Source organism: Pseudomonas zeae, assembly GCF_014268485.2.
Taxonomy (GTDB): Bacteria; Pseudomonadota; Gammaproteobacteria; order Pseudomonadales; family Pseudomonadaceae; genus Aquipseudomonas; species Aquipseudomonas neuropathica.
In genome coordinates this window covers 1,825,570-1,846,803 of the sequence record NZ_CP077090.1, presented here as the reverse complement: position 1 = coordinate 1,846,803, position 21,234 = coordinate 1,825,570, and the positions used below count along the sequence as shown (strand labels likewise).

Sequence of the window (21,234 nt, the reverse complement as noted above, 5' to 3'; positions counted from 1 at the left end):
TTACGCCGTTGGTTGTTTGCACTGTGTCAGGCGCGTTCCGGGCAGTGCCTGAAAAAGTGAATCCACCACAGACCCAATTGTAGGAGTGAGCCTGCTCGCGATAGCGGTGGGTCAGACACATCAGTTTTGACTGATCCGACGCTATCGCGAGCAGGCTCACTCCTACAAGGGATCGGTGGTGATCTGAAGTGTTTTTTCATCCGGGACGGCCCGGATGTCTGTCGAAAAACGGCGGGACGGCCCGCTTCCCCTTCAGGGGTTATGCCATGTTCGAAAAAGTCCTCATCGCCAACCGTGGCGCCATCGCCTGCCGCATCCTGCGCACCCTTGCTTCACTGCAGGTCAAAGGCGTGGCCGTGTATTCCGAAGCCGACGCCGCCAGCCTGCACATTCTGCACGCCGATGAAGCGCACAGCCTCGGTGAAGGCGCCGCTGCCGGCACGTATCTGGCGGTCGACAAAATTCTCGCCATCGCCAAGCAAAGCGGCGCCACGGCGATACATCCCGGTTACGGGTTTCTCTCGGAGAACGCCGCGTTCGCCGAAGCCTGCGCAGCGCACAACATCGCTTTCATCGGCCCGACGCCGGAACAACTGCGCGTATTCGGCCTCAAGCACACCGCCCGTGCGCTGGCCAAACAGCACGGCGTGCCCATGCTCGAAGGCACCGAACTGCTCGACAGCCTCGACGCCGCGCTGATTGCCGGCGAACAGGTCGGCTACCCGGTGATGCTGAAAAGCACCGCCGGCGGTGGCGGCATCGGCATGCGCGTGTGCCGCAGCGCCAGCGAATTGAGCGAATCCTTCGAAGCGGTAAAACGTCTCGGCCAGAACAACTTTAGCGACGCTGGCGTGTTCATCGAGAAGTACATTCAGCGCGCCCGGCATCTGGAAGTGCAGGTGTTCGGTGACGGTCGCGGTGAAATCATCGCCCTCGGCGTGCGCGACTGCTCGGTGCAGCGGCGCAATCAGAAAGTCCTCGAAGAAACCCCGGCGCCGAACCTGCCGGACGGAATGGCCGAAGAGCTGTGCGCAGCGGCGATCAAGCTGGCGAAAGCGGTGAACTACCGCAGCGCCGGAACCGTGGAATTCGTCTTCGACAGCGAGGCGCAGCGTTTTTACTTTCTCGAAGTGAACACGCGTTTGCAGGTCGAGCACGGCGTCACTGAACAAGTCTGGGGCGTCGATCTGGTGCGCTGGATGGTTGAGCTGGCGGCGGGTGAGCTGCCGCCGCTGAGCGAACTCATATGTGGTTTGCAACCCGAGGGCCATGCGATTCAGGCGCGGTTGTATGCGGAAGATCCGGGGCGCGATTTCCAGCCGAGCCCGGGCCTGCTGACGGCGGTGGAGTTTCCGCCGGCCAACGGCATTCAACTGCGCATCGATACCTGGGTCGAGGCCGGTTGCGAGATCCCGCCGTACTTCGATCCGATGATCGCCAAGGTCATCACTTGGGCGCCGACTCGCGAACAGGCGCGCGCCGAGCTGCATAAAGCGCTGGGCGAAAGTCTGTTGTACGGTGTGGAAACCAACCGCGATTACCTGCGGCAGATTTTGCTCGACACGCCGTTCGCCAGCGGTGAGCCGTGGACCCGTTGTCTGGAGAATCTGGTCTATCGCGCCAACACTTTCGAAGTGCTCAGCGCCGGCACGCAAACCAGCGTGCAGGACTATCCCGGCCGCCTCGGTTATTGGGCGGTCGGTGTGCCGCCGTCGGGGCCGATGGACAGCCGTGCATTGCGTCTGGGCAATCGTCTGCTCGGCAATCCTGAAGGTGCGGCGGCGCTGGAAATCACCATGAGCGGACCTTTGCTGCGCTTCAATTGTGCGGCGGTGGTCGCGGTGACGGGGGCGCCGATTGGCCTGACACTTGAGGGGGAAAGCGTGCCGATGAACACCACGTTGCTGATCCCCGCTGGTGCGACGTTGCATCTGGGCAGCATCAGCGGCGCCGGGGCACGCAGTTATCTGTGTCTGCGCGGTGGCTTGCAGGTGCCGGATTACCTGGGCAGCAAAAGTACTTTCACTCTGGGTCAGTTTGGTGGGCACGGTGGTCGGGCGTTGCGTGCCGGGGACGTGTTGCATATCGCTGCGCTGAAGGATCGCAGTGCTGGTGAGCAACTGGCCGAGCAGCACATCACCGCGTTGCCGGCGGTGCGGCAGATTCGGGTGATTTACGGCCCGCACGCGGCACCGGAATACTTCACTGAAAACTACATCAGCACTTTTTTTCAAACTCAGTGGGAAGTGCATTTCAACTCCAGCCGCACCGGTGTCCGGCTGATCGGGCCGAAGCCGGAATGGGTGCGGGCCGACGGTGGCGAGGCGGGGTTGCATCCGTCGAACATTCACGACAATCCGTATGCCATTGGCGCGGTGGATTTCACCGGGGATATGCCGGTGATCCTCGGCCCGGATGGCCCGAGCCTTGGCGGGTTTGTCTGCCCGGTGACGGTGATCGAGGCGGATCTGTGGCAACTGGGGCAGCTCAAGGCGGGCGATAAAATCCAGTTCATTCCTGTCTCTCTCACTGACGCCCGCGATCTCGCTCTGAAATGGGATCTCCCCTGTGGGAGCGAGCCTGCTCGCGAAAGCGGTGTTCCAGAAACATCAGTATTGAATGACCCAATGCATTCGCGAGCAGGCTCGCTCCCACAGGGTTTGATGTCGCCTGTGGTGTTGACGTTGAGTCAGGGCGATATGCGCTTGGTTGCGCGGGTTTCCGGCGACACTCATTTACTCCTGGAAATCGGCGAGCCGGAACTCAATCTGGTTCTGCGCTTCCGCGCCCACGCCCTGATGCAGGCACTGGAAAACAAAACCCTGCACGGCGTGATCGACCTCACCCCCGGCATTCGCTCGCTGCAAATCCACTACCAGCCCGAGCAACTGCCGCTGGCCGATCTGCTCGGCATCATCGCTGGCGAGTGGGACGCGGTGTGCGCCGCCAACGACCTGCAAGTGCCGTCGCGCATCGTGCATTTGCCGCTGTCGTGGGACGACCCGGCTTGCCAGTTGGCCATCGAGAAATACATGACCACCGTGCGTAAGGACGCGCCGTGGTGCCCGAGCAATCTGGAGTTCATCCGGCGCATCAACGACCTGCCGAATCTCGACGAAGTACAGCGCACGGTGTTCGATGCCAGCTATCTAGTGATGGGCCTTGGCGACGTTTACCTCGGAGCGCCAGTCGCCACGCCGCTGGATCCGCGCCATCGTTTGGTGACGACCAAATACAACCCGGCACGCACCTGGACCGCTGAAAACTCGGTGGGCATCGGCGGCGCCTACATGTGTGTGTACGGCATGGAAGGCCCCGGCGGTTATCAGTTTGTCGGGCGCACTCTGCAGATGTGGAATCGCTACCGCGAAGTCGCCGCGTTCGATGGCAAACCGTGGCTGCTGCGCTTCTTCGATCAGATTCGTTTCTACCCGGTCAGCGCCGAAGAACTGCTGCGCATCCGCCGTGATTTTCCGCTGGGGCGCTTCGATCCCAACATCGAACACAGCCAGCTCAACCTTGCCGATTATCAGGCTTTTCTCAATCGCGAAGCCGAAGGCATCAGCGCCTTTCGCGCCCAACAACAGGGTGCCTTCAATGCCGAGCGCGAACGCTGGATCGCCAGCGGTCAGGCGCATTTCGACAGCGAAGAAGCCGTGCCGGAATCGACCGAGGATGCGCCACTGGCCGACGGTGAACACAGCGTCGACAGCCACATTGCCGGCAATCTCTGGCAGGTGCAGGTCGAGGCCGGCAGCCGTGTCGCGGCGGGCGATGTGCTGGTGATTCTCGAGTCGATGAAGATGGAGATCCCGGTACTCGCGCCGCTGGCCGGGGTGGTGCGCGAGATCCGCGTGCAGCCCGGTTCGGCGGTGCGTGCCGGACAACGGGTCGTGGTGCTGGAACTCGACTGAAGCCAATTGGATAAGGATCTACTCATGAATCTGCAACTCGATGTTCTGCGCCAGGCCTATCGCAATGGCGACACCACACCGCGTCAACTGCTGCTGAAACTACGGGAAAAAGCCGCCGCGCTGAACCCGGATTATCACCTGTTCATTCATCTGCTCAGCGCCGACGAACTGGAGCCGTATCTCGCCGCCCTCGACGGTCGTGACCTCGACAACCTGCCGCTGTACGGCGTGCCGTTTGCGATCAAAGACAACATTGATCTGGCGGGGATTGCGACCACCGCCGCGTGTCCGGACTTTGCTTATGTGCCGGAACGCTCGGCGACCATCGTCGAGCAGTTGATCGCCTTGGGAGCGATTCCGCTGGGCAAGACCAATCTCGATCAATTTGCCACTGGCCTCAACGGCAGCCGCTCGCCTTATGGCGCATGTCCGAACAGTGTGCTGACGGAATATCCGTCCGGCGGTTCCAGCGCCGGTTCGTCGCTGGCGGTGGCATTGGGCGTGGCGAGTTTTGCCTTGGGCACCGACACCGCTGGCTCCGGTCGGGTGCCGGCGGCGCTGAACAATCTGGTCGGGTTGAAGGCGAGCAAAGGGTTGATCTCCACGGCCGGCGTGCTGCCGGCTTGCCGCACGCTGGATTGCGTGACCACGTTCACCGCCACAGCGCGTGAGGCCAGTCAGTTGCTGGCGCTGACCGCCAAACTAGATCCGCGTGATGAGTACAGCCGTCGCAATCCATCGTGGAATGACGGCTCGGCGTTTGGTGCGCCACGGGCGTTTCGTTTCGGTGTGCCGCGCGCGCAGGACCTTGAGTTTTTCGGCTGCGTCGAAGGCCCGTTGTTGTTCGGCGATGCCATCGACCGGCTCAAGGCATTGGGTGGCGAAGCGGTCGAACTGGATCTGTCGCCCTTCCTTGAAGCCGCGCGCCTGCTTTACGAAGGGCCGTGGGTTGCCGAGCGCTATAGCGTGGCGGGTGAGTTGATGGAGCAGAATCCCGAAGCGGTGTTACCGGTGATTCGAGCCGTGCTGGCGAAAGCCCCGGCGGTGACCGGCGTGCAGACCTTCCGTGCGCAGTATCGGCTGCAAGCCCTGAAAGCCCTGTGCGATCAGGCCCTCGAAGGCCTCGACTGCGTGCTGAGCCCGACCATCGGCCGTGCGGTGACGCTGGCCGAACTGCACGCCGAACCGGTACTGCGCAACTCCGAACTGGGTTACTACACCAACTTCATGAACCTGCTCGACTACGCCGCCGTCGCCGTGCCGAGCGCGTTCATGGCCAACGGTTTGCCGTGGGGCGTGACGCTGTTTGGCCGGGCGTTCACCGATCAATACCTGCTGAGCGTGGCCGATGCGCTGCAGCGTCAGCTGGATTCCGACCTGCCGACACCGGCGAACGTTGCACGTCACGATCGCGCACGCATTGTGGTGTGTGGCGCGCATCTGCAGGGGTTGGCGTTGAACTGGCAACTAACCCAGCGGGGTGGGCGCTTGCTGGAAACGACGTTGAGTTCGCCGGACTATCAACTGTATGCGTTGGCCGGCGGCCCGCCATTGCGGCCGGGGATGGTGCGAGTCAAGGATGGCGGCGTGGCGATTGCGGTGGAAGTGTGGGAATTGCCGAGCAGTGAATTGGGCTCGTTCCTGACCGGGATTCCGGCGCCGCTGGGACTGGGCAAAGTGCAACTGGCGGACGGACGTTGGGAGAGCGGGTTTATCTGCGAGCCGTATGGTCTGGAGGGTGCGCTGGACATCAGCCATTTGGGGGGATGGCGGGCGTATCTTGAAACTCGGAGCTGATCCAGAAACCAACCCTCAGCCTAGCCCTCTCCCGAAGGGAGAGGGGACTGACCGGGGTGTTTGTCAGGTGGTTGTCATTCGGTGATACCGAGCCGAACACACTTTTTGAAATCACCACAATCTAGCTCCCTCTCCCTCCGGGAGTGGGATGGCGGGCGTATCTTGAAACTTGGAACTGATCCAGAAACCAACCCTCACCCTAGCCCTCTCCCGGAGGGAGAGGGGACTGACCGGGGTGTTTGTCAGGTGGTTGCCATTCGGTGATACCGAGCCGAACACACTTTTTGAAATCACCACAATCTAGCTCCCTCTCCCTCCGGGAGTGGGATGGCGGGCGTATCTTGAAACTTGGAACTGATCCAGAAACCAACCCTCAGCCTAGCCCTCTCCCGGAGGGAGAGGGGACTGACCGGGGTGTTTGTCAGGTGGTTGTCATTCGGTGATACCGAGCCGAACACACTTTTTGAAATCACCACAATCTAGCTCCCTCTCCCTCCGGGAGTGGGATGGCGGGCGCATCTTGAAACTTGGAACTGATCCAGAAACCAGCCCTCAGCCTAGCCCTCTCCAGGTGAGAGAGGGAACTGACCGAGGTGTTTGTCAGGTGGTTGCCATTCGGTGATACCGAGCCGAACACACTTTTTGAAATCACCACAATCTAGCTCCCTCTCCCTCCGGGAGAGGGCTGGGGTGAGGGAGCGATCCTCCTGACACACCCTCTACGTCACATCCCCCGCCATTTCAGGCATAAATCCCGCAGGCTTTTCCCGGCCATCCCACTAGAATGCATGCCATCGGGCCACTGCCAACGGAACCGCCATGCCGCTTCGTTCTCCCCTGTACTCGCAACGCTCGCTGGTCCTGACGCTGATCGCCCTGCTCGGCGCCGGTTTCCTCGCCACGTCGTTGCTCAGCTACTACGCCTCCCGCGCATCGATTCGCGACAACATCGTCAACACCGAGCTGCCGCTGACGTCCGATACGGTGTACTCGGAAATCCAGAAAGACCTGGTACGGCCGATCCTGATTTCCTCGATGATGTCCCGCGACACCTTCATGCGCGACTGGGTGGTCAACGGCGAACAAAACCCCGAGCAGATGACCCGCTACCTCGACGAGGTCATGACCCACTACGGCGCCTACACCGCGTTTTTCGTCTCCAACAGCACCCACACCTACTACCACGCCAAAGGCGTGCTCAAGCAGGTCAAGGTCGATGAACCGCGCGACGCCTGGTACTTCCGCGTGCGCGACATGAAGGTTCCGTATGAGATTAACGTCGACCCGGATCTGGCCAACAAAGACAACCTGACCTTCTTCATCAACTACAAGGTTTACGACTACCACAACCGCTTCATCGGCGCGGCGGGCGTCGGTCTGACCGTGGACGCGGTGATCAAGTTGATCGACAAGTATCAACAGCGCTATCAACGCAGCGTGTACTTCGTCGACACCTTTGGCCGGTTGGTCCTGACCGGCGCCGAAGGCGGGCCTGAAAGCGCGCACATCGGTCAGAGCCTGAGTGAACTGGAGAGCATGAAAAGCCTGGTCAGCCAGTTGCCGAAACCGCACAGCGGCAGCTACGAATACTCCGCCCACGGCCAGGGGCACTTTCTCAACGTGCGGTTTATTCCTGAGTTGAACTGGTATCTGTTTGTCGATAAACGCGAAGACGGCGCGCTGAGTGAGATCCGCCAGTCGCTGTATCTGAATCTACTGATCTGCCTGCTGGTGACGCTGATTGTGCTGGCGCTGCTCAACCGCGTGATCAAGCGCTACCAAAGCAAAATCCAGGCGCAGGCCATACTCGACAGCCTCACCGAGCTGCCCAACCGCCGAGGCTTCGATATTCTCGCCGCGCAGGCCCTGCACGAAGCCCGACGCGAGACCAAACCTTTAACCGCGTTGCTGCTCGACCTCGATCACTTCAAAGTGTTGAACGACACCTACGGGCACATGGCCGGCGATCAGGTGCTGATCGGTTTCGCCCGCGATCTGCAAAGTTGCCTGCGCCATGCCGACATTGTCTGCCGCTGGGGTGGTGAGGAATTTATCGTTTTACTGAAGGACACCGACGGCGATACCGGTCAGAAAATTGCCGAAAAGATCCGCCAACACGTCGAACAACACGAATATGCCTACGACGGCCACAGCCTCAATCTGACGGTGAGCATCGGCGCCACCACCCTGCAACGCGATGACACCTTGCACAGCCTGCTGTCGCGGGCCGATCATGCGATGTACCGGGCCAAACAAACCGGCCGCAACCGCACCTGCGTGGAAATGCCTCACTCGACTTATGCCTGATTCCGACGTTAAACCCGACCACTGCCCGGCCTGCGGCGCCCGCAACGACTGCAGTCTGGCCGACCCGCGCACCGCCGACCGCGAATGCTGGTGCTATGGCGTAAGCATCGATCCGGCCGTGCTTGAAGCGCTGCCGCCAGAACTGCGCAACCAATCCTGCCTGTGCCCGCGTTGCGCGCAAGTCGAGGCGCAACTGCAAGCGGCCAAGCGGCCGATCCCGTAAGATGCGCGCCCCGCCACTCACTGAAACCTGAACATGCGCGTCGACCGTTTCCTCAGCAACCTGCCCCGCTACAACCGTCAGCAGGTTCGTCTGTTGCTGGTGGAAAAGCGCGTGCGGGTTGACGGAAAAGTCGTCAGCGATCCGCACAGCGAAGTGCTGGAATTCAGCCGTGTCGAAGTCGATGACGAAGTCCTGCAAAGCGGCAAACCGGCACGCTATTTCATGCTGCACAAACCGCCGGGCTGCGTCAGCGCCACGCGTGACCCGCAGCATCCGACAGTGCTCGACCTGATCGATGAGCCGGACAAGGACGACCTGCACATCGCCGGACGCCTGGACTTCAACACCACCGGCCTGATGCTGATCACCAACGACGGCGCGTGGTCGCGCCGCTTGACCCAGCCGCAGACCAAACTGCCAAAGGTCTACTACGTCGAGACCGAGCAGGAGATTGGCGCGCACTATGCGAGTACTTTCGCCGGGGGGATCTACTTCGCCTTCGAAGACCTGACCACGCAGCCGGCGCACCTGGAGCTGCTCGGCCCATGCTCGGCGCGGCTGAGCATCGTCGAGGGCCGCTACCATCAGGTGAAGCGCATGTTTGGTTTCTTCAACAACAAAGTCCTGCGCCTGCACCGCGAATCCATGGGTCTTCTGCACCTCGATAACGCGCTAAAACCGGGCGAGTACCGCGCTTTGCGCACCGAAGAGATCCATTTGTTCTAAGCCCGCGACCGCTCAGCAGAAGTTGTCGAACAATTTACCAATGGCACTTGCGCGATCCCGACTCCCCTGCTTGAATCAGGACGTCGGCCAGATTGTGACCGATGAGTCACGACATACATCCAAGAAACTTTTTGCCGGTAGAGAGCCTTCAAGGCTCCGCCTCAGCCGGCAAACTGCCCGCCAATAACAATACCCGTCGACCGCAGTCATGGATCGACATGGGCCAAGCAAATTCCAGGCGTATGCCTACCTGTCACAAAGCTCGTGCAATCTCTATTTGCGCGCATACCCGCTTGCTTGCCAGGAGTCTTATGACATGAGGCCAGAAATCGCTGTGCTGGATATACAGGGTCAGTATCGGGTTTACACGGAGTTCTATCGCGCAGACGCCGCAGAAAAGACCATCATCCTGGTCAACGGCTCGATGGCCACGACTGCGTCGTTTGCACAGACTGTGAAAAATCTGCACCCGCAATTCAACGTGGTCTGCTACGACCAGCCCTACGCGGGCCGGTCAAAAGCCCACAATCGCCACGAGAAACATCTGACGAAGGATGTCGAAGGGCAGATTCTGCTCGAGCTGATCGACCACTTCACCGCCGAACACGTACTGTCGTTCTCCTGGGGCGGCGCCGCGACCCTGGTCGCCCTCGCCCACCAGCCACGGCGCATCGAACGGGCGGTGATCAGCTCGTTCTCGCCAGTAATCAACGCGCACATGCTCGACTACCTCGAACGCGGCGTCGACTACCTCGGCCAGCGCGACGGCGACCGCGTCGGCCATCTGGTCAACAACACCATCGGCAAACACCTGCCGTCGTTGTTCAAACGCTTCAACTATCGCCACGTCAGCAGCCTCGCCGAGCACGAATACGGGCAGATGCACTTCCACATCAGCGACGTGCTGCACAGCGATCGGCAGTGCTATCTGAATGCAGCGAAAAAGATCAACGTGCCAGTGCTGTTTCTAAACGGCGAATGGGACGAGTACACCGCAGCCGAAGATGCACGCCTGTTCGGCAACCACGTAGCGCAGAGCACATTTACCACGCTGCAGGCCACAGGGCACTTCCTCGACATGGAACACAAGGCTGCCTGCCGCGACAGCCAGAACGCCTTGCTCGGCTTTCTGAAACCGGCACAGCAGACCAGCCGAACGCGTTACTCGTTTGTTCAGGATCAACATGCATTGGCTATTTGAAAGGGTGTCGTCGCGAGCGAGGCTGCCGGGCTGGGATTTTGCTTTTCTCACCGCAGCGCTCGCCCGCGATTGACCGTTTTCAGTGATTCAAAGCGTTCATGAGTAAAAGAAAAACTTCAAATCCGTGGCCGAGTCTGGTACAAAGTCAGCCGCTCTGAGCGGGTATAGTTTAATGGTAGAACAGTAGCTTCCCAAGCTTCCGACGAGGGTTCGATTCCCTCTACCCGCTCCACTCAAATATTGGTCTCACGTTGTGTTTTTTGACGGGAGACGCAGGAACAGAAAAAACCGGCCTTGATGGCCGGTTTTTTTGTGCCTGAAAAAATCCGATGCTGCATTTCGAAACAATGCAAAAACCTGCAACACACTCTGAATCCTTGGGGATTCAAACCTCTGAGCCGAATGACGGACAATGATCACTTGGTGGTTATAGTATTGATCACAAAAGCCAAGTAGGTATAGGCCAGCTCGTCGCAGACGGTTGGTCTTTAGTGCGGGTCAGAGGCAGCCACCATCACTTCAAACAACCAGTCAAGCCTGGACAGGTCACTGTGCCGCATCCGAAGAAAAATCTGTTGAAGAAAACGGCCATCAGTATTTTGCAACAAGCGCTGCTCTGACTTGTTCAGGTCTTCGGCACGAAGGAGGAAACGAATATGCTCTACCCGATTGCGATTTCAATAGGTGATGAGGAACACGCCTGGGGCGTGGAGGTGCCGGACATTCCGGGCTGCTTTTCGGCTGGCGATGATCTGGATGATGCCGTCGCCATGGCTCGCGAAGCCATCGAGGGGCATTTCGAAATTTTGGCGGAGGACGGTGCGCCGATCCCGCCTGCGAGCAAACTGGGCGTGAACGTCGCTAATCCGAAGTACGCAGGATGTGCATGGGCCGTGGTCGATATAGATGTCGTGAAGTACTTGGGTAAAGCCCAGAAACTCAACATCACGTTGCCGGGGCATTTGCTTAACCGCATTGACGAATATGTGTTGCACCACCCGGAAGAAAAAAGCCGCTCGGGCTTTCTGGCGTCGGCGGCTCTGAAAGTTTTGCAGCAGGGTTGAACCCTGGCGCGTCAACCCGTGCTGGCCTATCCTACCCATTAAACCTAATTACATTTTCTTGTGAGTTAAATTATATTTTCTGGTTTAATCAACAGTATATTGTGTACTGACAATCAAAACTGAACGCCGACGGTACACACGACATGCTGGATTTAAGCCTCACTACCGCGAGCGAGATCGTCAAACGGATTTGCCAACGCCTGCGCACAGAACGATTGGCTTTGGAGATGACACAGGCAGACGTGGCCGCTCGCGCGGGCATTGCGACGAATACAGTGTCAAACCTTGAAGCCGGTCGTAATGTGAGTTTCGACAACATGGTGCGAGTGGCGATGGTTCTCGGGCGCGAAAAGGAACTCGAAGGGTTGTTTCTGCCAAGGCTCGAAACTCTGGACGATATCATTCGCTACGAAAAAACGGCCAAGCGTCATCGCATCAAAAGGAAAGCCGACAATGCTTGAACAAGTGGACGTCTACTACGAGGGTTGGGGTGAACGTTGGCGGTGGGGCACACTTGCTTCGACGAAAGCCCTGACCGGTCGCCCGCAGGTCATGTTTGAGTACAGCGATGAGGCAAAAAACAGAGGGCTGGAACTCTCGTCCTTGAGGCTTCCATTACAGGGAGCCAGGTTAAACCGGGATTTCCCGTCACATCAGTTGGGACTGCCTGGGCCGGTTTATGACTCGCTGCCGGATGGCTGGGGCATGTTACTGATGGACCGATTGTTCAAACGTCGAGGCCTCAACCCCGCGCGAATAGGTCCTTTGGAGCGGCTAGCCTACATTGGCAACAATGCCATGGGGGCCATGTCGTTTGAACCTGTTGCACCCGAGGCGCTGGAACCGCAAATGCATGTTCCCATCGAGTTGCTCGCGTCCGAAGTGCAGGAGGTACTCAAAGGTAAAGGTGGAGAGCTTCTCCAGAAGCTGCTACTGGTCGGAGGCTCTCCACAAGGCGCCCGACCAAAAGCGCTGGTATATCGCGATCCGCACACTGACGCCTTTACTACGGCTGCCACTCCCGGTTTCGAAGCCTGGTTGGTGAAGTTTCCGGCTCAGCAAGAACATCCCGAGGTGTGCGCCATCGAAATGGTCTATGCCGAATGTTTACGCTTGTGCGGTATCCAAACCCCTGACACTCGTTATTTCAGCCTGTCTGAGGGAATGGCCGCTTTTGCCACCAAACGCTTTGACCGACAAAACGACTTGCGGGTGCCCATGCAGAGTCTTGCAGCCTTTACCGGTGCGGACTTCAGATCCCCAGGGGCGCTGGACTACGTCAACTTCTTGCGTGCGACTCATAAGTGCAGCAATGACGTACGAGAGAAAGCCGTAGCGTTTGAGCGGGTCGTCTTCAATGTCGCATTCAATAACCGAGACGACCATCCGAAGAACTTTGCTTACATCATGTCGCCTGGCGGAGACTGGAAATTAGCGCCGGCCTATGACGTCACGTTCTGCGAGGGGCCGGGAGGCTATCACCAGATGGACGTGATGGGTGAAGCCTTGGAAATTGGAAGAGAACACCTGCTCAACCTTGCAGTGGAGGCTGAAGTAAACGCCGCTACGGCCGCCGACATCATTGACAGATTTTGCGAGGTAGCTAGCCGATTCTCAGCCATGGCTGAAAGTTTGTATCCAGGCGTGATCACCCAGGAAACCTTGCGCACCATTCAACAACGCATCGACCAAAACATCGGGCTACTTGCCTGAATTCGTGCTGCCACGTAGCAGTCTCAAGAAACCGGCACTCATTGGCCGGTTTCTTTGGCTTCTTAAAGCGATCGGGTTAACCCGCCGGCACAACCTTATCCAGTGCCTGATTCACCGCCAATTCCCCCAACATGACGACCTGCGCGATGCCGAGTGCAGTCTTGCGGTGTGAGGTGTCGAGCAGCGCGGCGAAGTTGTTGAGCATGGTGGTGGCCGAGCCGAGGGTTTCGCTGGCGTTGGCCAGCAGAGACTCGGTGTCGTAGGCAGGGTTGGCGAGGTACATCGGTTCGGGTTCGTGAGTGGAACCCATGATTCTGGCCGTGGGGCTTAGATAGTGGTCGAGGGCGCGTTCGGCGGCTTCGTGGAATTTCTTTGAGTTGGGTGATTCGTAGGGGGATGCCGGATCGGTTTCCGGCGGATTGGGCGTAACTTTGAACATTGGATTGAGACCTTTTCGTAAGGCCGCAACCGATCTCGCTACTAAACGGATGGGTGGCAGCTGTGCGCAAGTTAGTAGACCGGACCCCAATCCAAATCCGGCGCACCCGAGGGCGCCATGCGCACAGCCACCATCAGGTGCAGGCATTCGCCTGACTGAGTGGTACTCATGCAGCTATTTAGATTGAGGATGCCGGGCTACTAAACCCGATCACTGGAAATCAGTGATGCGAACCAAGTTACCGACCGCCTTCCAAGCGCACAAGCCGGCGGATTCTGGCTTAGCGGTAGGCAACGGCGCAAGGATTTGTAGGCTTCAGGACGTAACACCGAACGCTTATAAACACTTGCCACCGAATGCGTTTAAGCAGCCAAAAACCTTGCAGCATTTTCTGACATTACAGATCCACAACACTCCATCGATTTTCACCTTCGTCTCGACCGACTAGCATTTCCCTATCAGCCACCACCCTCCCCCTGCGCGGCCATCGACGAATACGCGCCATCACTTTCGAGGGATTCCAATCGCGGCCACTTTGCCGCTGACGATCGAACTCAAAAGAGCACTTCACCATGACGCAAAACATTTACGACGATCCCGAATTCTTCCAGGGCTACAGCCAGATGAACCGCTCCATCGGCGGCCTCGACGCGGCGCCGGAGTGGCCAGCGCTCAAGGCGCTGTTGCCATCCATGCACGGCTTGAACGTGGTGGATCTGGGCTGCGGTTATGGCTGGTTCAGTCGTTGGGCCATTGAGAATGGCGCGGCCAGTGTCTTGGGGCTGGATGTCTCGGAGAAGATGCTGGAGCGCGCGCGTGCGACCCCGACGGCGGCGAATATTCGCTATGAGCGCGCCGACCTGGAACAGCTCGACCTGCCCGCTTGCAGTTTCGATCTGGCTTACAGCTCGCTGGCGCTGCATTACATCAAGGATCTGCCGGGGCTGTTTGCGCGCCTGTACACGGCGCTGAAACCGGGTTCGCACTTTGTGTTTTCCATTGAGCATCCAATCTTCATGGCGCCGCGTAATCCGGGCTGGTTGGTGGATAGTGAAGGCAACAAGCGTTGGCCGCTGGACAGCTATCAACTGGAGGGCGAGCGGGTGACCAATTGGTTGGCTGAGGGTGTGATCAAGCAGCATCGTACGGTGGGGACATTGCTCAATTCGCTGATCGATGCGGGATTCACGATTCGACATGTCAATGAATGGGGGCCAAGCGATGCTGAAGTGACGGCGCAACCGGCGCTGGCGGAAGAGCGGGAGCGGCCGATGATGATGTTGGTGGCGGTGCAGCGTTGAGCGGGTTTGCAGCTTGAGAAGCCCTCACCCTAACCCTCTCCCAGAGGGAGAGGGGACTGACCGAGTTGTTCTCTAGGGTTACGCCGACCTGAAATATCGAGCCGAACTCCGGTTTCGAATACAACACCGGTCAGCTCCCTCTCCCTCGGGAGAGGGCTGGGGTGAGGGGCCCGTCCGAAAACGCACCCGAAATCTCCAGCCGAACAACACGTCCAGCTCATTTCAGCGAGTCGCGACAATGAATAACCGTGGAAATGGCAACAACACCGAGCCATCCGCCAATGCCGGATAAGCCTTCTCAACCTCCGCCAGATACTGCTCCAGGTACTGTGCCTTTTCCGCCTCGGTCAGCGGACTCAAAAACGGAATCAACCCGCTGCCCTTGAACCACTCCACCACCCCCGCCGCCCCGCCAGACAGCTGATGGTGATAGGTGGTGCGCCACACATCGACCCGCGCACAGTGCGGCCGCAGCATCGAGAAATAATCGCTGGCACTCGCCATGTCGGTACGCTGTCCCGCAGCGCCTGAAAGCTTGCTCGCCCATGGACCATTCGCGGCGACTTCACGCATCAAGCGATGGGACGGTTCATTAAGATTGTCCGGCATCTGGATCGCCAGGCTGCCACCGGCCGACAACTTGCTGGCCAACGCCGGCAGCAACGTCGCGTGATCCGGCACCCACTGCAACACGGCGTTGGCGAAGATCACATCGAATGGCCCTGCATCGGCCCACTGATCAATCTCGGCGACATCAAAGCGCAAATCCGGCAAGCGCTTGCGTGCGGCATCGATCATGTCCGCCGAGCTGTCCAGCCCGCTGACCTTCGCCCCGTGAAAACGCTGTACCAGCAATTCCGTGGAGTTGCCGGGACCGCAACCGATATCGACCACTGTTCGCGCTTCAGCCGCGGGTATCGCCGCCAGCAGATCGCGGGCCGGGCGGGTGCGTTCATCTTCGAAAGCGACGTATTGCTTGGCGGACCAACTCATTGCGTTCTCCTGTCGGGGGCATTTCAGCGGTTGGTCACGATACCGCTATCTGGCGCGTCTGCCTGCCCTACCAACGTCCAGTGACGTGGGCGGATTTGTAATTAGAATTTTCCACCAGCCGCAGATGTCTGAATTTCAAGACTCTTCCCAATAAGGAAAACGGCCATGAAATTCGCAAAGATTTCCCAGAAGCTCGCTTTGTGGGCGGGCAGTCCAAAGACCTTTATGGGAGCATTGATCCTGATCGGAGTGTGGGGGTTGTGCGGGCCGATCTTTGACTACAACGATACCTGGCAACTGATCATCAACACCTCGACCACGATCATCACGTTCCTGATGGTGTTCCTGATCCAGAACACACAGAACCGCGATACCGACATTCTGCATTTGAAGATCGATGAGTTGTTGTTGGTGACCAAAGAGGCGCAAAACGCGATGCTCGGGCTGGAGGCGCTGGATCTGAAGCAGTTGGAGGCGTTGCGCAGGCACTACCGCTCGTTGGGCGAGGGTGAGGTGTTTAACCTTGAGGGGCTGGGTGAGAAGAGTAAGTCGAAGCAGGATTTGAATGAGTGCTGAGGATTTAAAATCAAAAGATCGCAGCCTTCGGCAGCTCCTACAGAAACGGCTGCAGGAGCTGCCGAAGGCTGCGATCTTTTGTCGTTAACGGCTGGCCTGTAACTGGCGAGCCTTCTCCAGATGGCTTTGCAGCTTCGGCAAAGTCTCGTCGGCAAACGCCTTGATCTCCGGCACGTCGGTGGTCTGCGCTTCCTGCTGAATCTGCTCGATGGCCTCCTCGGTGGCTTTGACCTGACTGGCGGCATAGGCCTGATCGAAGGAGGCGCCGTCGGTCACTGGCGGCATCAGTTCTTTGGCCTTGTCGGCCAGTTCTTCACGAGGCGCGACCGGCAGATCAAGCTTCTTGGCGATTTTCGCCAGATGCTGGTTGGCCGTTGTGCGGTCGTTGATGACGACGATGGTGTAGTCCTTGACCTCTTTCGATTCGGCCTTGCTGTGGGCCAGACGACTGGCCTCGATGTCGGCCATGCCTTTGGCCGAGGCATCGTTGATGAAATCGGCGGGCGACTGGGCAAAAGCACTGCTGGCAAACAGACCCAACAGCGATGCAAAACTCATAATGCGTACACGGGTGGCCATCCGGCTCATGGTCGCGCCCTCCTTCCTAGCGAAATTCAAGCGGGAGCTTACGCCCCCGCCTCTCAATCAAAACTACCTTCACCGACTACTTCGATTTCTGAGCGGGCTTGCGGCCCATGTCTGGTTTTGGCTCTTTGTCGACAGTCGTTGTGGTGGTTTTCCCACCTTTGCGACCTGCTTCAGAGGCCTTCGTTCGATCGTTGGCGAAGTTTCCCGAGTTCGAGTTTCTTGAATTAGGCATGATTCTCTACCTCTTGGTAATGATCGTGGCGAGCAGGTGCCCGCCTAGATTGAGAATTTTCTGACCGCCAAAGGTTTAGAAAAATTGCAGTCGCTGCGACGAACGGCGCCGCTTTTTCAGCCATTGAGCGCGTGATGGTTCAAGCGTTTAGCGGCGTACATCGCCTGATCGGCATGGCGAAACAGTTGCTGTTCCTCACTGCCGTGCTCTGGATAGCGGGCGACCCCGATGCTGGGTTCGATGTGCAGGTTGTGGCCATCGAGGCGCATTGGTTGTACCAGTACCTGTCGGATTTTTTCCGCCACGCCGTCAGCATCTTCCGAAACCTGCACGCTGTGCAGCAGCACGACAAATTCATCGCCGCCAATTCTGGCCACGGTGTCGGTTTCCCGCACGCAGCCTTTTAGGCGGTTGGCCACGGTTTGCAGGAGCATGTCGCCGACCGCGTGACCGAAGGTGTCGTTGACCTGTTTGAAGCGATCCAGGTCGACATACAACAAGGCCATGTGCCCGGATTGCGCGCGCGCGCCGGCCAACGCGGCTTTCAAGCGATCACGCAGTAATTCACGATTGGGCAATTGCGTGAGTTGATCGTACTGCGCCATGCGCCGCAGGCGGGCGTGCAATTGCTGACGCTCGATGGCCGTGGCGACCTGAGCGCAAACGTATTGCAGCAATTCCTTGTCTTGCTCGGTGTAGCGCTCGCCGCCGGGCAGGCTTTTGACGATCAAGGCGCCGATGGTGCCGTTTTTCGAATTCAAAGGCACGCCGAGCCAGCAAGGCGCGTGCTGCCCGGCCACCAGTTCGGCGAAATCGGCTGGGGAATCCGGGCTGTCCGGCGTCAGAAGAATCGGCTGGCCGCTACGGATAACTTCCGTGCACAGCCGCCCGGTGACGGTGCCCGGTTGCTCGGGCTGCAATTCGTCATCGTCGACGTGATAGGGGAAATTCAGTTGTGCGCAGTGCTCGTCGTACAGCGCCACGGAAAAATTCATCGCCGGCAGCCATTCGCCGATGATCAGATGAATACGCTTGAACAGCGCCAGCAGATCCTCAGCCGCATGGGCCGCTTCGGATATCGCATAGAGCGCAGCCTGGCGCGATTCGGCCTGCTTGCGCTCGGTGATGTCGCGCGCCACGGCAATGCGCAGTTGATCGACTTCCGACCAGCGCGCTGACCAGAGGATATGCACGACGCTGCCATCCTTGCGCAAGTAACGGTTTTCGAAGTTGAGCTTGGGTTCGCCGCCCATGATCTCGCTGGCAGCCGCGAGAGTGCGCTGACGATCCGCCGGGTGTACCAGCTCGATCATTTGCCGGCCGATCAACTCTTCAGGCGAATAGCCGAAAACACGCTCGCAGGCGGCACTGACGAAAACAAAGCGCCCCTGCTTGTCGACCGCGCAAACGGCGTCCAGCAACAGATCGATAAAACTCGCCAGCGGCGCGGAATTTCGGCTTTCCATGGTTCAGCGTGGGTGTCCGGGTAATGCAGCACTGATCAACCTTCCCTGACCTCGTGATTGCGCCTCCCTGCACTCACTTTCAAGCCTTGTTCGGCATCAGCCCCGGCAGCGCATGCATCAGCGCGTTGATGGCGAAACCGATAAACATCACGCCGCACAGCCGGGTGATCAACAGTTCGTGGCGCTGATACAGCGTGCGTACCCGCTGCGCGCCGACCACGCCGATGAGAATAGCGTAGGCCAGCAAGCCACCGAGGAAACTCAGCGCAATCAGCGCCGGCAGCATCGACCAGTTGAGCAGTTCGGCACGGCTCGACAGCAGCGCGGTGAACGTTGCGACCGCCACCGGATAGGCCTTGGGATTGGTCAAACCAAACAGAATGCCGTGCCAGAACGGATTGCGCGCCGCGCCCTGCGGCTCGTCACCGCTGCGACGCTGGGCGCGCACCGCGCGCCAGCCGAGCCAGAACAGGTACACACCGCTGAGCACACCGAGCACATCAAACGCGGTGCTGCCGATCTCGCGGGCGCCGACAATCGCGATCAGCGCTGTGCTGCACCAGACCACATCGCCGAGCAGATGCCTGCAAAGAAACCCCGCCCCGGCCCGCCGCCCGTGGGCTGCACCGATGCCGAACACCGCTAGCACACCCGGCCCTGGCGTAATGCCGTAAATGAAACCCGAGGCCAGCACGGCCATTAGCAACGATGAAGTCATGGAAAACCTGCAGCGCCAGAACACGTGGCCGCCAGTCTATAACAGACAAATGTGTCTGATCATGACTCGTCGTAAAAACGCATGCCGGCGTACGGTTTTTGCCGACACGCCGACAGCCGTGAAGCGAGATCGCCGACATGGGCTTCGAGCTTGTGGCCATCGGGATCGAGAAAGTAGAACGACGCACCTTCGCTGCGGTTATCTCGCCATTCACGCACGTTCGCCGCTTTTAGCTTTGCTACGAACGTTGAGAAATCGGCTGCATTGAGGCTGAAAGCGTAATGGGTGTAATCGGCGCACGGTTGACTCGAACGCAGCGGATCAAGCGACAGGCACAACCACAGTCCCGGCAGCGACAGGTAGGCACCGGCATCCCACGTGGCTTCGACGCGCAACTGCAGCAGATCACGGTAGAAGGCGAGGCTGCGATTCAAATCGCTGACCGCGAGGGTCAGGTGGTTGAGGCCGGTGAGCATCGGGTCAGTAGCCTCTGAGGTCTTCGGGGACGATGTATTGCTGGCCGTCGTAGGTCAGGGTGATCTGTTTTTGCTTCAAGCGGGTGGTCTTGGAAAGGCACTCTTTACCCGATTGAGTATTTTTCATTTTGCTGCCGCTGGTGGTAACGATCAAATCGGCCAGACCATGATGGCTGGAAGGACCGATCTCGACGGTTCGGCGAATCGTCTTTGTGTAGCCTTCGCAATCATTCATGAACTCACCGTTGCTCTTGGCAACCACCAAGCCCTCCAGCACCGGCCGCAACTCATTGCCTTCGCGAACATACAGTGCCAGATCGGTTTTCTCGTAGGGAATGGCGTGGGAACTGTGCGCGAACTTTGAACGCAGACCGAAAGCCCGAACCTCCGGCGCCAGTCGATAACGGGCGGTGTCGATGCGCAGATCCTCAAAGCGCACGGCATCGGAGTTGTAAGCACCCGGTTTACGGTAAGTGGCGATGGGGTTGTAAGTGCTGGCGTTGACGATCGACAGATCCAGATCGAACACCCCGGCATCATCGCCGCCGGCGTCGGCAAGGTAGGTGGATTTGACTGCGATCGCCTGATTCTGCACGGCGGGCCAGACTTTGCAGCGCGACAGGGATTTGCCGTCGAAGTCTTTGGTCTGGCAGGCGGCCTGGGCTTGGACGGTTGTCGTTAAAAGTCCCATTGCGATGAAAGAGCCTAGCAAGGTGATACGCGAAATCATTGTTCTTCCTTGAGTAAAAGTCATCGGTCTTAGAGGCCTTTGAAATCTTCAGGCACTACGTAGTTTTTGCCGTCATAGCGAAGTGTCGTCAAGACCGGTTTTTGCGTGACGGTATTGGATACACACGCCTCGCCCTCACCCTCGCCAACGGTCGAACTACGGATCGTTTTGATCATCAGATCGGCATAGCCATGGCTGCTGGTCTTGGCCAGAGCCACGGTTCGCGTAGTCTCGTAGCGCTCTCCCGCACAATTGCCATCCCACTCCCCGCCATATTCATAAACCACCAGCCGATCCATGACAGGACGCAATGCGTTGCCGTCTTTCACATAGAGCGACAACCAGGCTTCATCCACAGGATTCACGCGCGAAGAGCCTTTGAACCGTACTCGCACGCCAAAGGCCTGCAATTGCGGTGCGAGCTTATAGCGGGCGGTATCGAATTTCAGTTCGTCCAGCGCGATGGCATCAACAGAGAATGCGGATGGCTGATAAAAGCTCGCTAACGGCTGCGAGTCTGCGCTCGCCACCAAGGCCAAACGCAGATCGTAAAGCCCTATAGTCTCTGACTCGCCATACACCGGATCGGGCGAGAAATTGGCGGCGGCGGTAAGCGTCAGTCCGGGATACGCCGGCCAGTCCTTACAGACGGAAAAATCCATCTCATGCGCCTTTGGCGCCGGCGTGCAATCGGCCAATGCCTGCCCCGCCAGCAACCACCCGCACAATGCCGCACATCCGATCCAGCCAGACTTCATTGTCACTTCCCG

At 58.8% G+C, this 21,234-nt stretch carries 21 protein-coding genes and 1 tRNA gene; 13 read left to right on the top strand and 9 right to left on the bottom strand.

Annotated elements, in window-relative coordinates:
* The first annotated feature begins 266 nt into the window (after window positions 1-266).
* The 11 genes from uca to HU754_RS08135 all read left to right on the top strand — a co-directional run bounded on the left by uca (window position 267) and on the right by HU754_RS08135 (window position 12,945).
* Complete coding sequence (uca, locus tag HU754_RS08185; protein ID WP_186622655.1) at window positions 267-3,914, top strand: urea carboxylase; 3,648 nt, start codon at window positions 267-269, stop codon at window positions 3,912-3,914.
* Between the two features lie 24 nt (window positions 3,915-3,938).
* On the top strand, window positions 3,939-5,711 hold the full coding sequence (atzF, locus tag HU754_RS08180; RefSeq protein ID WP_186622650.1) for an allophanate hydrolase: 1,773 nt from the start codon (window positions 3,939-3,941) through the stop codon (window positions 5,709-5,711).
* 819 nt (window positions 5,712-6,530) lie between these two features.
* On the top strand, window positions 6,531-8,018 hold the full coding sequence (locus tag HU754_RS08175) for a sensor domain-containing diguanylate cyclase (RefSeq protein ID WP_186623809.1): 1,488 nt from the start codon (window positions 6,531-6,533) through the stop codon (window positions 8,016-8,018).
* Window positions 8,011-8,241, top strand: a complete 231-nt coding sequence (locus HU754_RS08170) for a cysteine-rich CWC family protein (protein WP_064119704.1) — start codon at window positions 8,011-8,013, stop codon at window positions 8,239-8,241. Before HU754_RS08175 ends, HU754_RS08170 begins: the two co-directional genes overlap by 8 nt.
* Before the next feature lie 33 nt (window positions 8,242-8,274).
* Entirely contained in the window at window positions 8,275-8,967 is a 693-nt protein-coding gene (locus tag HU754_RS08165) for a pseudouridine synthase (RefSeq protein ID WP_186623807.1), read from the top strand.
* A 316-nt stretch (window positions 8,968-9,283) separates the two neighbouring features.
* Complete coding sequence (locus HU754_RS08160) at window positions 9,284-10,168, top strand: alpha/beta fold hydrolase (RefSeq protein WP_186623805.1); 885 nt, start codon at window positions 9,284-9,286, stop codon at window positions 10,166-10,168.
* 158 nt (window positions 10,169-10,326) lie between these two features.
* A tRNA-Gly gene (locus HU754_RS08155) sits at window positions 10,327-10,400 on the top strand.
* Between the two features lie 226 nt (window positions 10,401-10,626).
* Complete coding sequence (locus HU754_RS08150) at window positions 10,627-10,788, top strand: type II toxin-antitoxin system HicA family toxin (RefSeq protein WP_320337446.1); 162 nt, start codon at window positions 10,627-10,629, stop codon at window positions 10,786-10,788.
* A 36-nt stretch (window positions 10,789-10,824) separates the two neighbouring features.
* Window positions 10,825-11,232, top strand: a complete 408-nt coding sequence (locus HU754_RS08145; protein ID WP_186623803.1) for a type II toxin-antitoxin system HicB family antitoxin — start codon at window positions 10,825-10,827, stop codon at window positions 11,230-11,232.
* 143 nt (window positions 11,233-11,375) lie between these two features.
* The gene (locus HU754_RS08140) at window positions 11,376-11,693 is read left to right on the top strand and encodes a helix-turn-helix domain-containing protein (protein ID WP_095119135.1); all 318 of its coding nucleotides are present in this window, start codon (window positions 11,376-11,378) and stop codon (window positions 11,691-11,693) included.
* Window positions 11,686-12,945: a type II toxin-antitoxin system HipA family toxin gene (locus tag HU754_RS08135; protein ID WP_150773831.1), complete on the top strand. Its 1,260-nt coding sequence runs from the start codon at window positions 11,686-11,688 to the stop codon at window positions 12,943-12,945. Before HU754_RS08140 ends, HU754_RS08135 begins: the two co-directional genes overlap by 8 nt.
* 76 nt (window positions 12,946-13,021) lie before the next feature.
* Here the strand turns inward: HU754_RS08135 and HU754_RS08130 are convergent, their stop codons facing one another.
* Complete coding sequence (locus tag HU754_RS08130) at window positions 13,022-13,384, bottom strand: DUF6124 family protein (RefSeq protein WP_093438463.1); 363 nt, start codon at window positions 13,382-13,384, stop codon at window positions 13,022-13,024.
* 572 nt (window positions 13,385-13,956) lie between these two features.
* On the opposite strand from HU754_RS08130, the gene HU754_RS08125 reads away from it, so the two are divergent.
* Window positions 13,957-14,685 (top strand): class I SAM-dependent methyltransferase, encoded by a 729-nt coding sequence (locus tag HU754_RS08125; protein WP_186623801.1) that lies wholly within the window; start codon window positions 13,957-13,959, stop codon window positions 14,683-14,685.
* Window positions 14,686-14,907: 222 nt separating this feature from the next.
* On the opposite strand, the gene tam is transcribed toward HU754_RS08125, so the two are convergent.
* Window positions 14,908-15,678, bottom strand: coding sequence for a trans-aconitate 2-methyltransferase (tam, locus tag HU754_RS08120; protein WP_186623799.1), 771 nt, complete (start codon window positions 15,676-15,678; stop codon window positions 14,908-14,910).
* A 165-nt stretch (window positions 15,679-15,843) separates the two neighbouring features.
* Here tam and HU754_RS08115 point away from each other — a divergent pair, with 165 nt between their 5' ends.
* Window positions 15,844-16,254: a low affinity iron permease family protein gene (locus HU754_RS08115; RefSeq protein ID WP_186623797.1), complete on the top strand. Its 411-nt coding sequence runs from the start codon at window positions 15,844-15,846 to the stop codon at window positions 16,252-16,254.
* An 84-nt stretch (window positions 16,255-16,338) separates the two neighbouring features.
* Here HU754_RS08115 and HU754_RS08110 read toward each other — a convergent pair whose 3' ends face one another.
* From HU754_RS08110 to HU754_RS08080, 7 genes are all read right to left on the bottom strand, one after another.
* Window positions 16,339-16,842: a DUF4142 domain-containing protein gene (locus tag HU754_RS08110; protein ID WP_186623795.1), complete on the bottom strand. Its 504-nt coding sequence runs from the start codon at window positions 16,840-16,842 to the stop codon at window positions 16,339-16,341.
* A 76-nt stretch (window positions 16,843-16,918) separates the two neighbouring features.
* A complete protein-coding gene (locus tag HU754_RS08105) occupies window positions 16,919-17,074 on the bottom strand; it encodes a KGG domain-containing protein (RefSeq protein WP_007911485.1) in 156 nt (51 codons plus the stop codon).
* A 116-nt stretch (window positions 17,075-17,190) separates the two neighbouring features.
* Complete coding sequence (locus tag HU754_RS08100) at window positions 17,191-18,540, bottom strand: sensor domain-containing protein (RefSeq protein WP_186623793.1); 1,350 nt, start codon at window positions 18,538-18,540, stop codon at window positions 17,191-17,193.
* Between the two features lie 79 nt (window positions 18,541-18,619).
* On the bottom strand, window positions 18,620-19,258 hold the full coding sequence (locus tag HU754_RS08095) for a LysE family translocator (RefSeq protein WP_186623790.1): 639 nt from the start codon (window positions 19,256-19,258) through the stop codon (window positions 18,620-18,622).
* 59 nt (window positions 19,259-19,317) lie between these two features.
* Entirely contained in the window at window positions 19,318-19,734 is a 417-nt protein-coding gene (gene fos, locus HU754_RS08090; protein ID WP_099758231.1) for a fosfomycin resistance glutathione transferase, read from the bottom strand.
* Between the two features lie 4 nt (window positions 19,735-19,738).
* On the bottom strand, window positions 19,739-20,464 hold the full coding sequence (locus HU754_RS08085; protein ID WP_186623788.1) for a PA3715 family protein: 726 nt from the start codon (window positions 20,462-20,464) through the stop codon (window positions 19,739-19,741).
* Window positions 20,465-20,493: 29 nt separating this feature from the next.
* A complete protein-coding gene (locus HU754_RS08080) occupies window positions 20,494-21,228 on the bottom strand; it encodes a PA3715 family protein (protein ID WP_496198607.1) in 735 nt (244 codons plus the stop codon).
* Window positions 21,229-21,234 lie beyond the last annotated feature (6 nt).

Bases quoted from the DNA above. Each gene is read 5' to 3' on its own strand.
- fos (WP_099758231.1), bottom strand. From the start codon at position 19,734: ATGCTCACCGGCCTCAACCACCTGACCCTCGCGGTCAGCGATTTGAAT.
- HU754_RS08125 (WP_186623801.1), top strand. From the start codon at position 13,957: ATGACGCAAAACATTTACGACGATCCCGAATTCTTCCAGGGCTACAGC.
- HU754_RS08085 (WP_186623788.1), bottom strand. From the start codon at position 20,464: ATGATTTCGCGTATCACCTTGCTAGGCTCTTTCATCGCAATGGGACTT.
- HU754_RS08105 (WP_007911485.1), bottom strand. From the start codon at position 17,074: ATGCCTAATTCAAGAAACTCGAACTCGGGAAACTTCGCCAACGATCGA.
- HU754_RS08110 (WP_186623795.1), bottom strand. From the start codon at position 16,842: ATGAGCCGGATGGCCACCCGTGTACGCATTATGAGTTTTGCATCGCTG.
- tam (WP_186623799.1), bottom strand. From the start codon at position 15,678: ATGAGTTGGTCCGCCAAGCAATACGTCGCTTTCGAAGATGAACGCACC.
- uca (WP_186622655.1), top strand. From the start codon at position 267: ATGTTCGAAAAAGTCCTCATCGCCAACCGTGGCGCCATCGCCTGCCGC.
- HU754_RS08135 (WP_150773831.1), top strand. From the start codon at position 11,686: ATGCTTGAACAAGTGGACGTCTACTACGAGGGTTGGGGTGAACGTTGG.
- HU754_RS08100 (WP_186623793.1), bottom strand. From the start codon at position 18,540: ATGGAAAGCCGAAATTCCGCGCCGCTGGCGAGTTTTATCGATCTGTTG.
- HU754_RS08175 (WP_186623809.1), top strand. From the start codon at position 6,531: ATGCCGCTTCGTTCTCCCCTGTACTCGCAACGCTCGCTGGTCCTGACG.
- HU754_RS08140 (WP_095119135.1), top strand. From the start codon at position 11,376: ATGCTGGATTTAAGCCTCACTACCGCGAGCGAGATCGTCAAACGGATT.
- HU754_RS08160 (WP_186623805.1), top strand. From the start codon at position 9,284: ATGAGGCCAGAAATCGCTGTGCTGGATATACAGGGTCAGTATCGGGTT.
- HU754_RS08095 (WP_186623790.1), bottom strand. From the start codon at position 19,258: ATGACTTCATCGTTGCTAATGGCCGTGCTGGCCTCGGGTTTCATTTAC.
- HU754_RS08145 (WP_186623803.1), top strand. From the start codon at position 10,825: ATGCTCTACCCGATTGCGATTTCAATAGGTGATGAGGAACACGCCTGG.
- HU754_RS08115 (WP_186623797.1), top strand. From the start codon at position 15,844: ATGAAATTCGCAAAGATTTCCCAGAAGCTCGCTTTGTGGGCGGGCAGT.
- HU754_RS08130 (WP_093438463.1), bottom strand. From the start codon at position 13,384: ATGTTCAAAGTTACGCCCAATCCGCCGGAAACCGATCCGGCATCCCCC.
- HU754_RS08170 (WP_064119704.1), top strand. From the start codon at position 8,011: ATGCCTGATTCCGACGTTAAACCCGACCACTGCCCGGCCTGCGGCGCC.
- atzF (WP_186622650.1), top strand. From the start codon at position 3,939: ATGAATCTGCAACTCGATGTTCTGCGCCAGGCCTATCGCAATGGCGAC.
- HU754_RS08165 (WP_186623807.1), top strand. From the start codon at position 8,275: ATGCGCGTCGACCGTTTCCTCAGCAACCTGCCCCGCTACAACCGTCAG.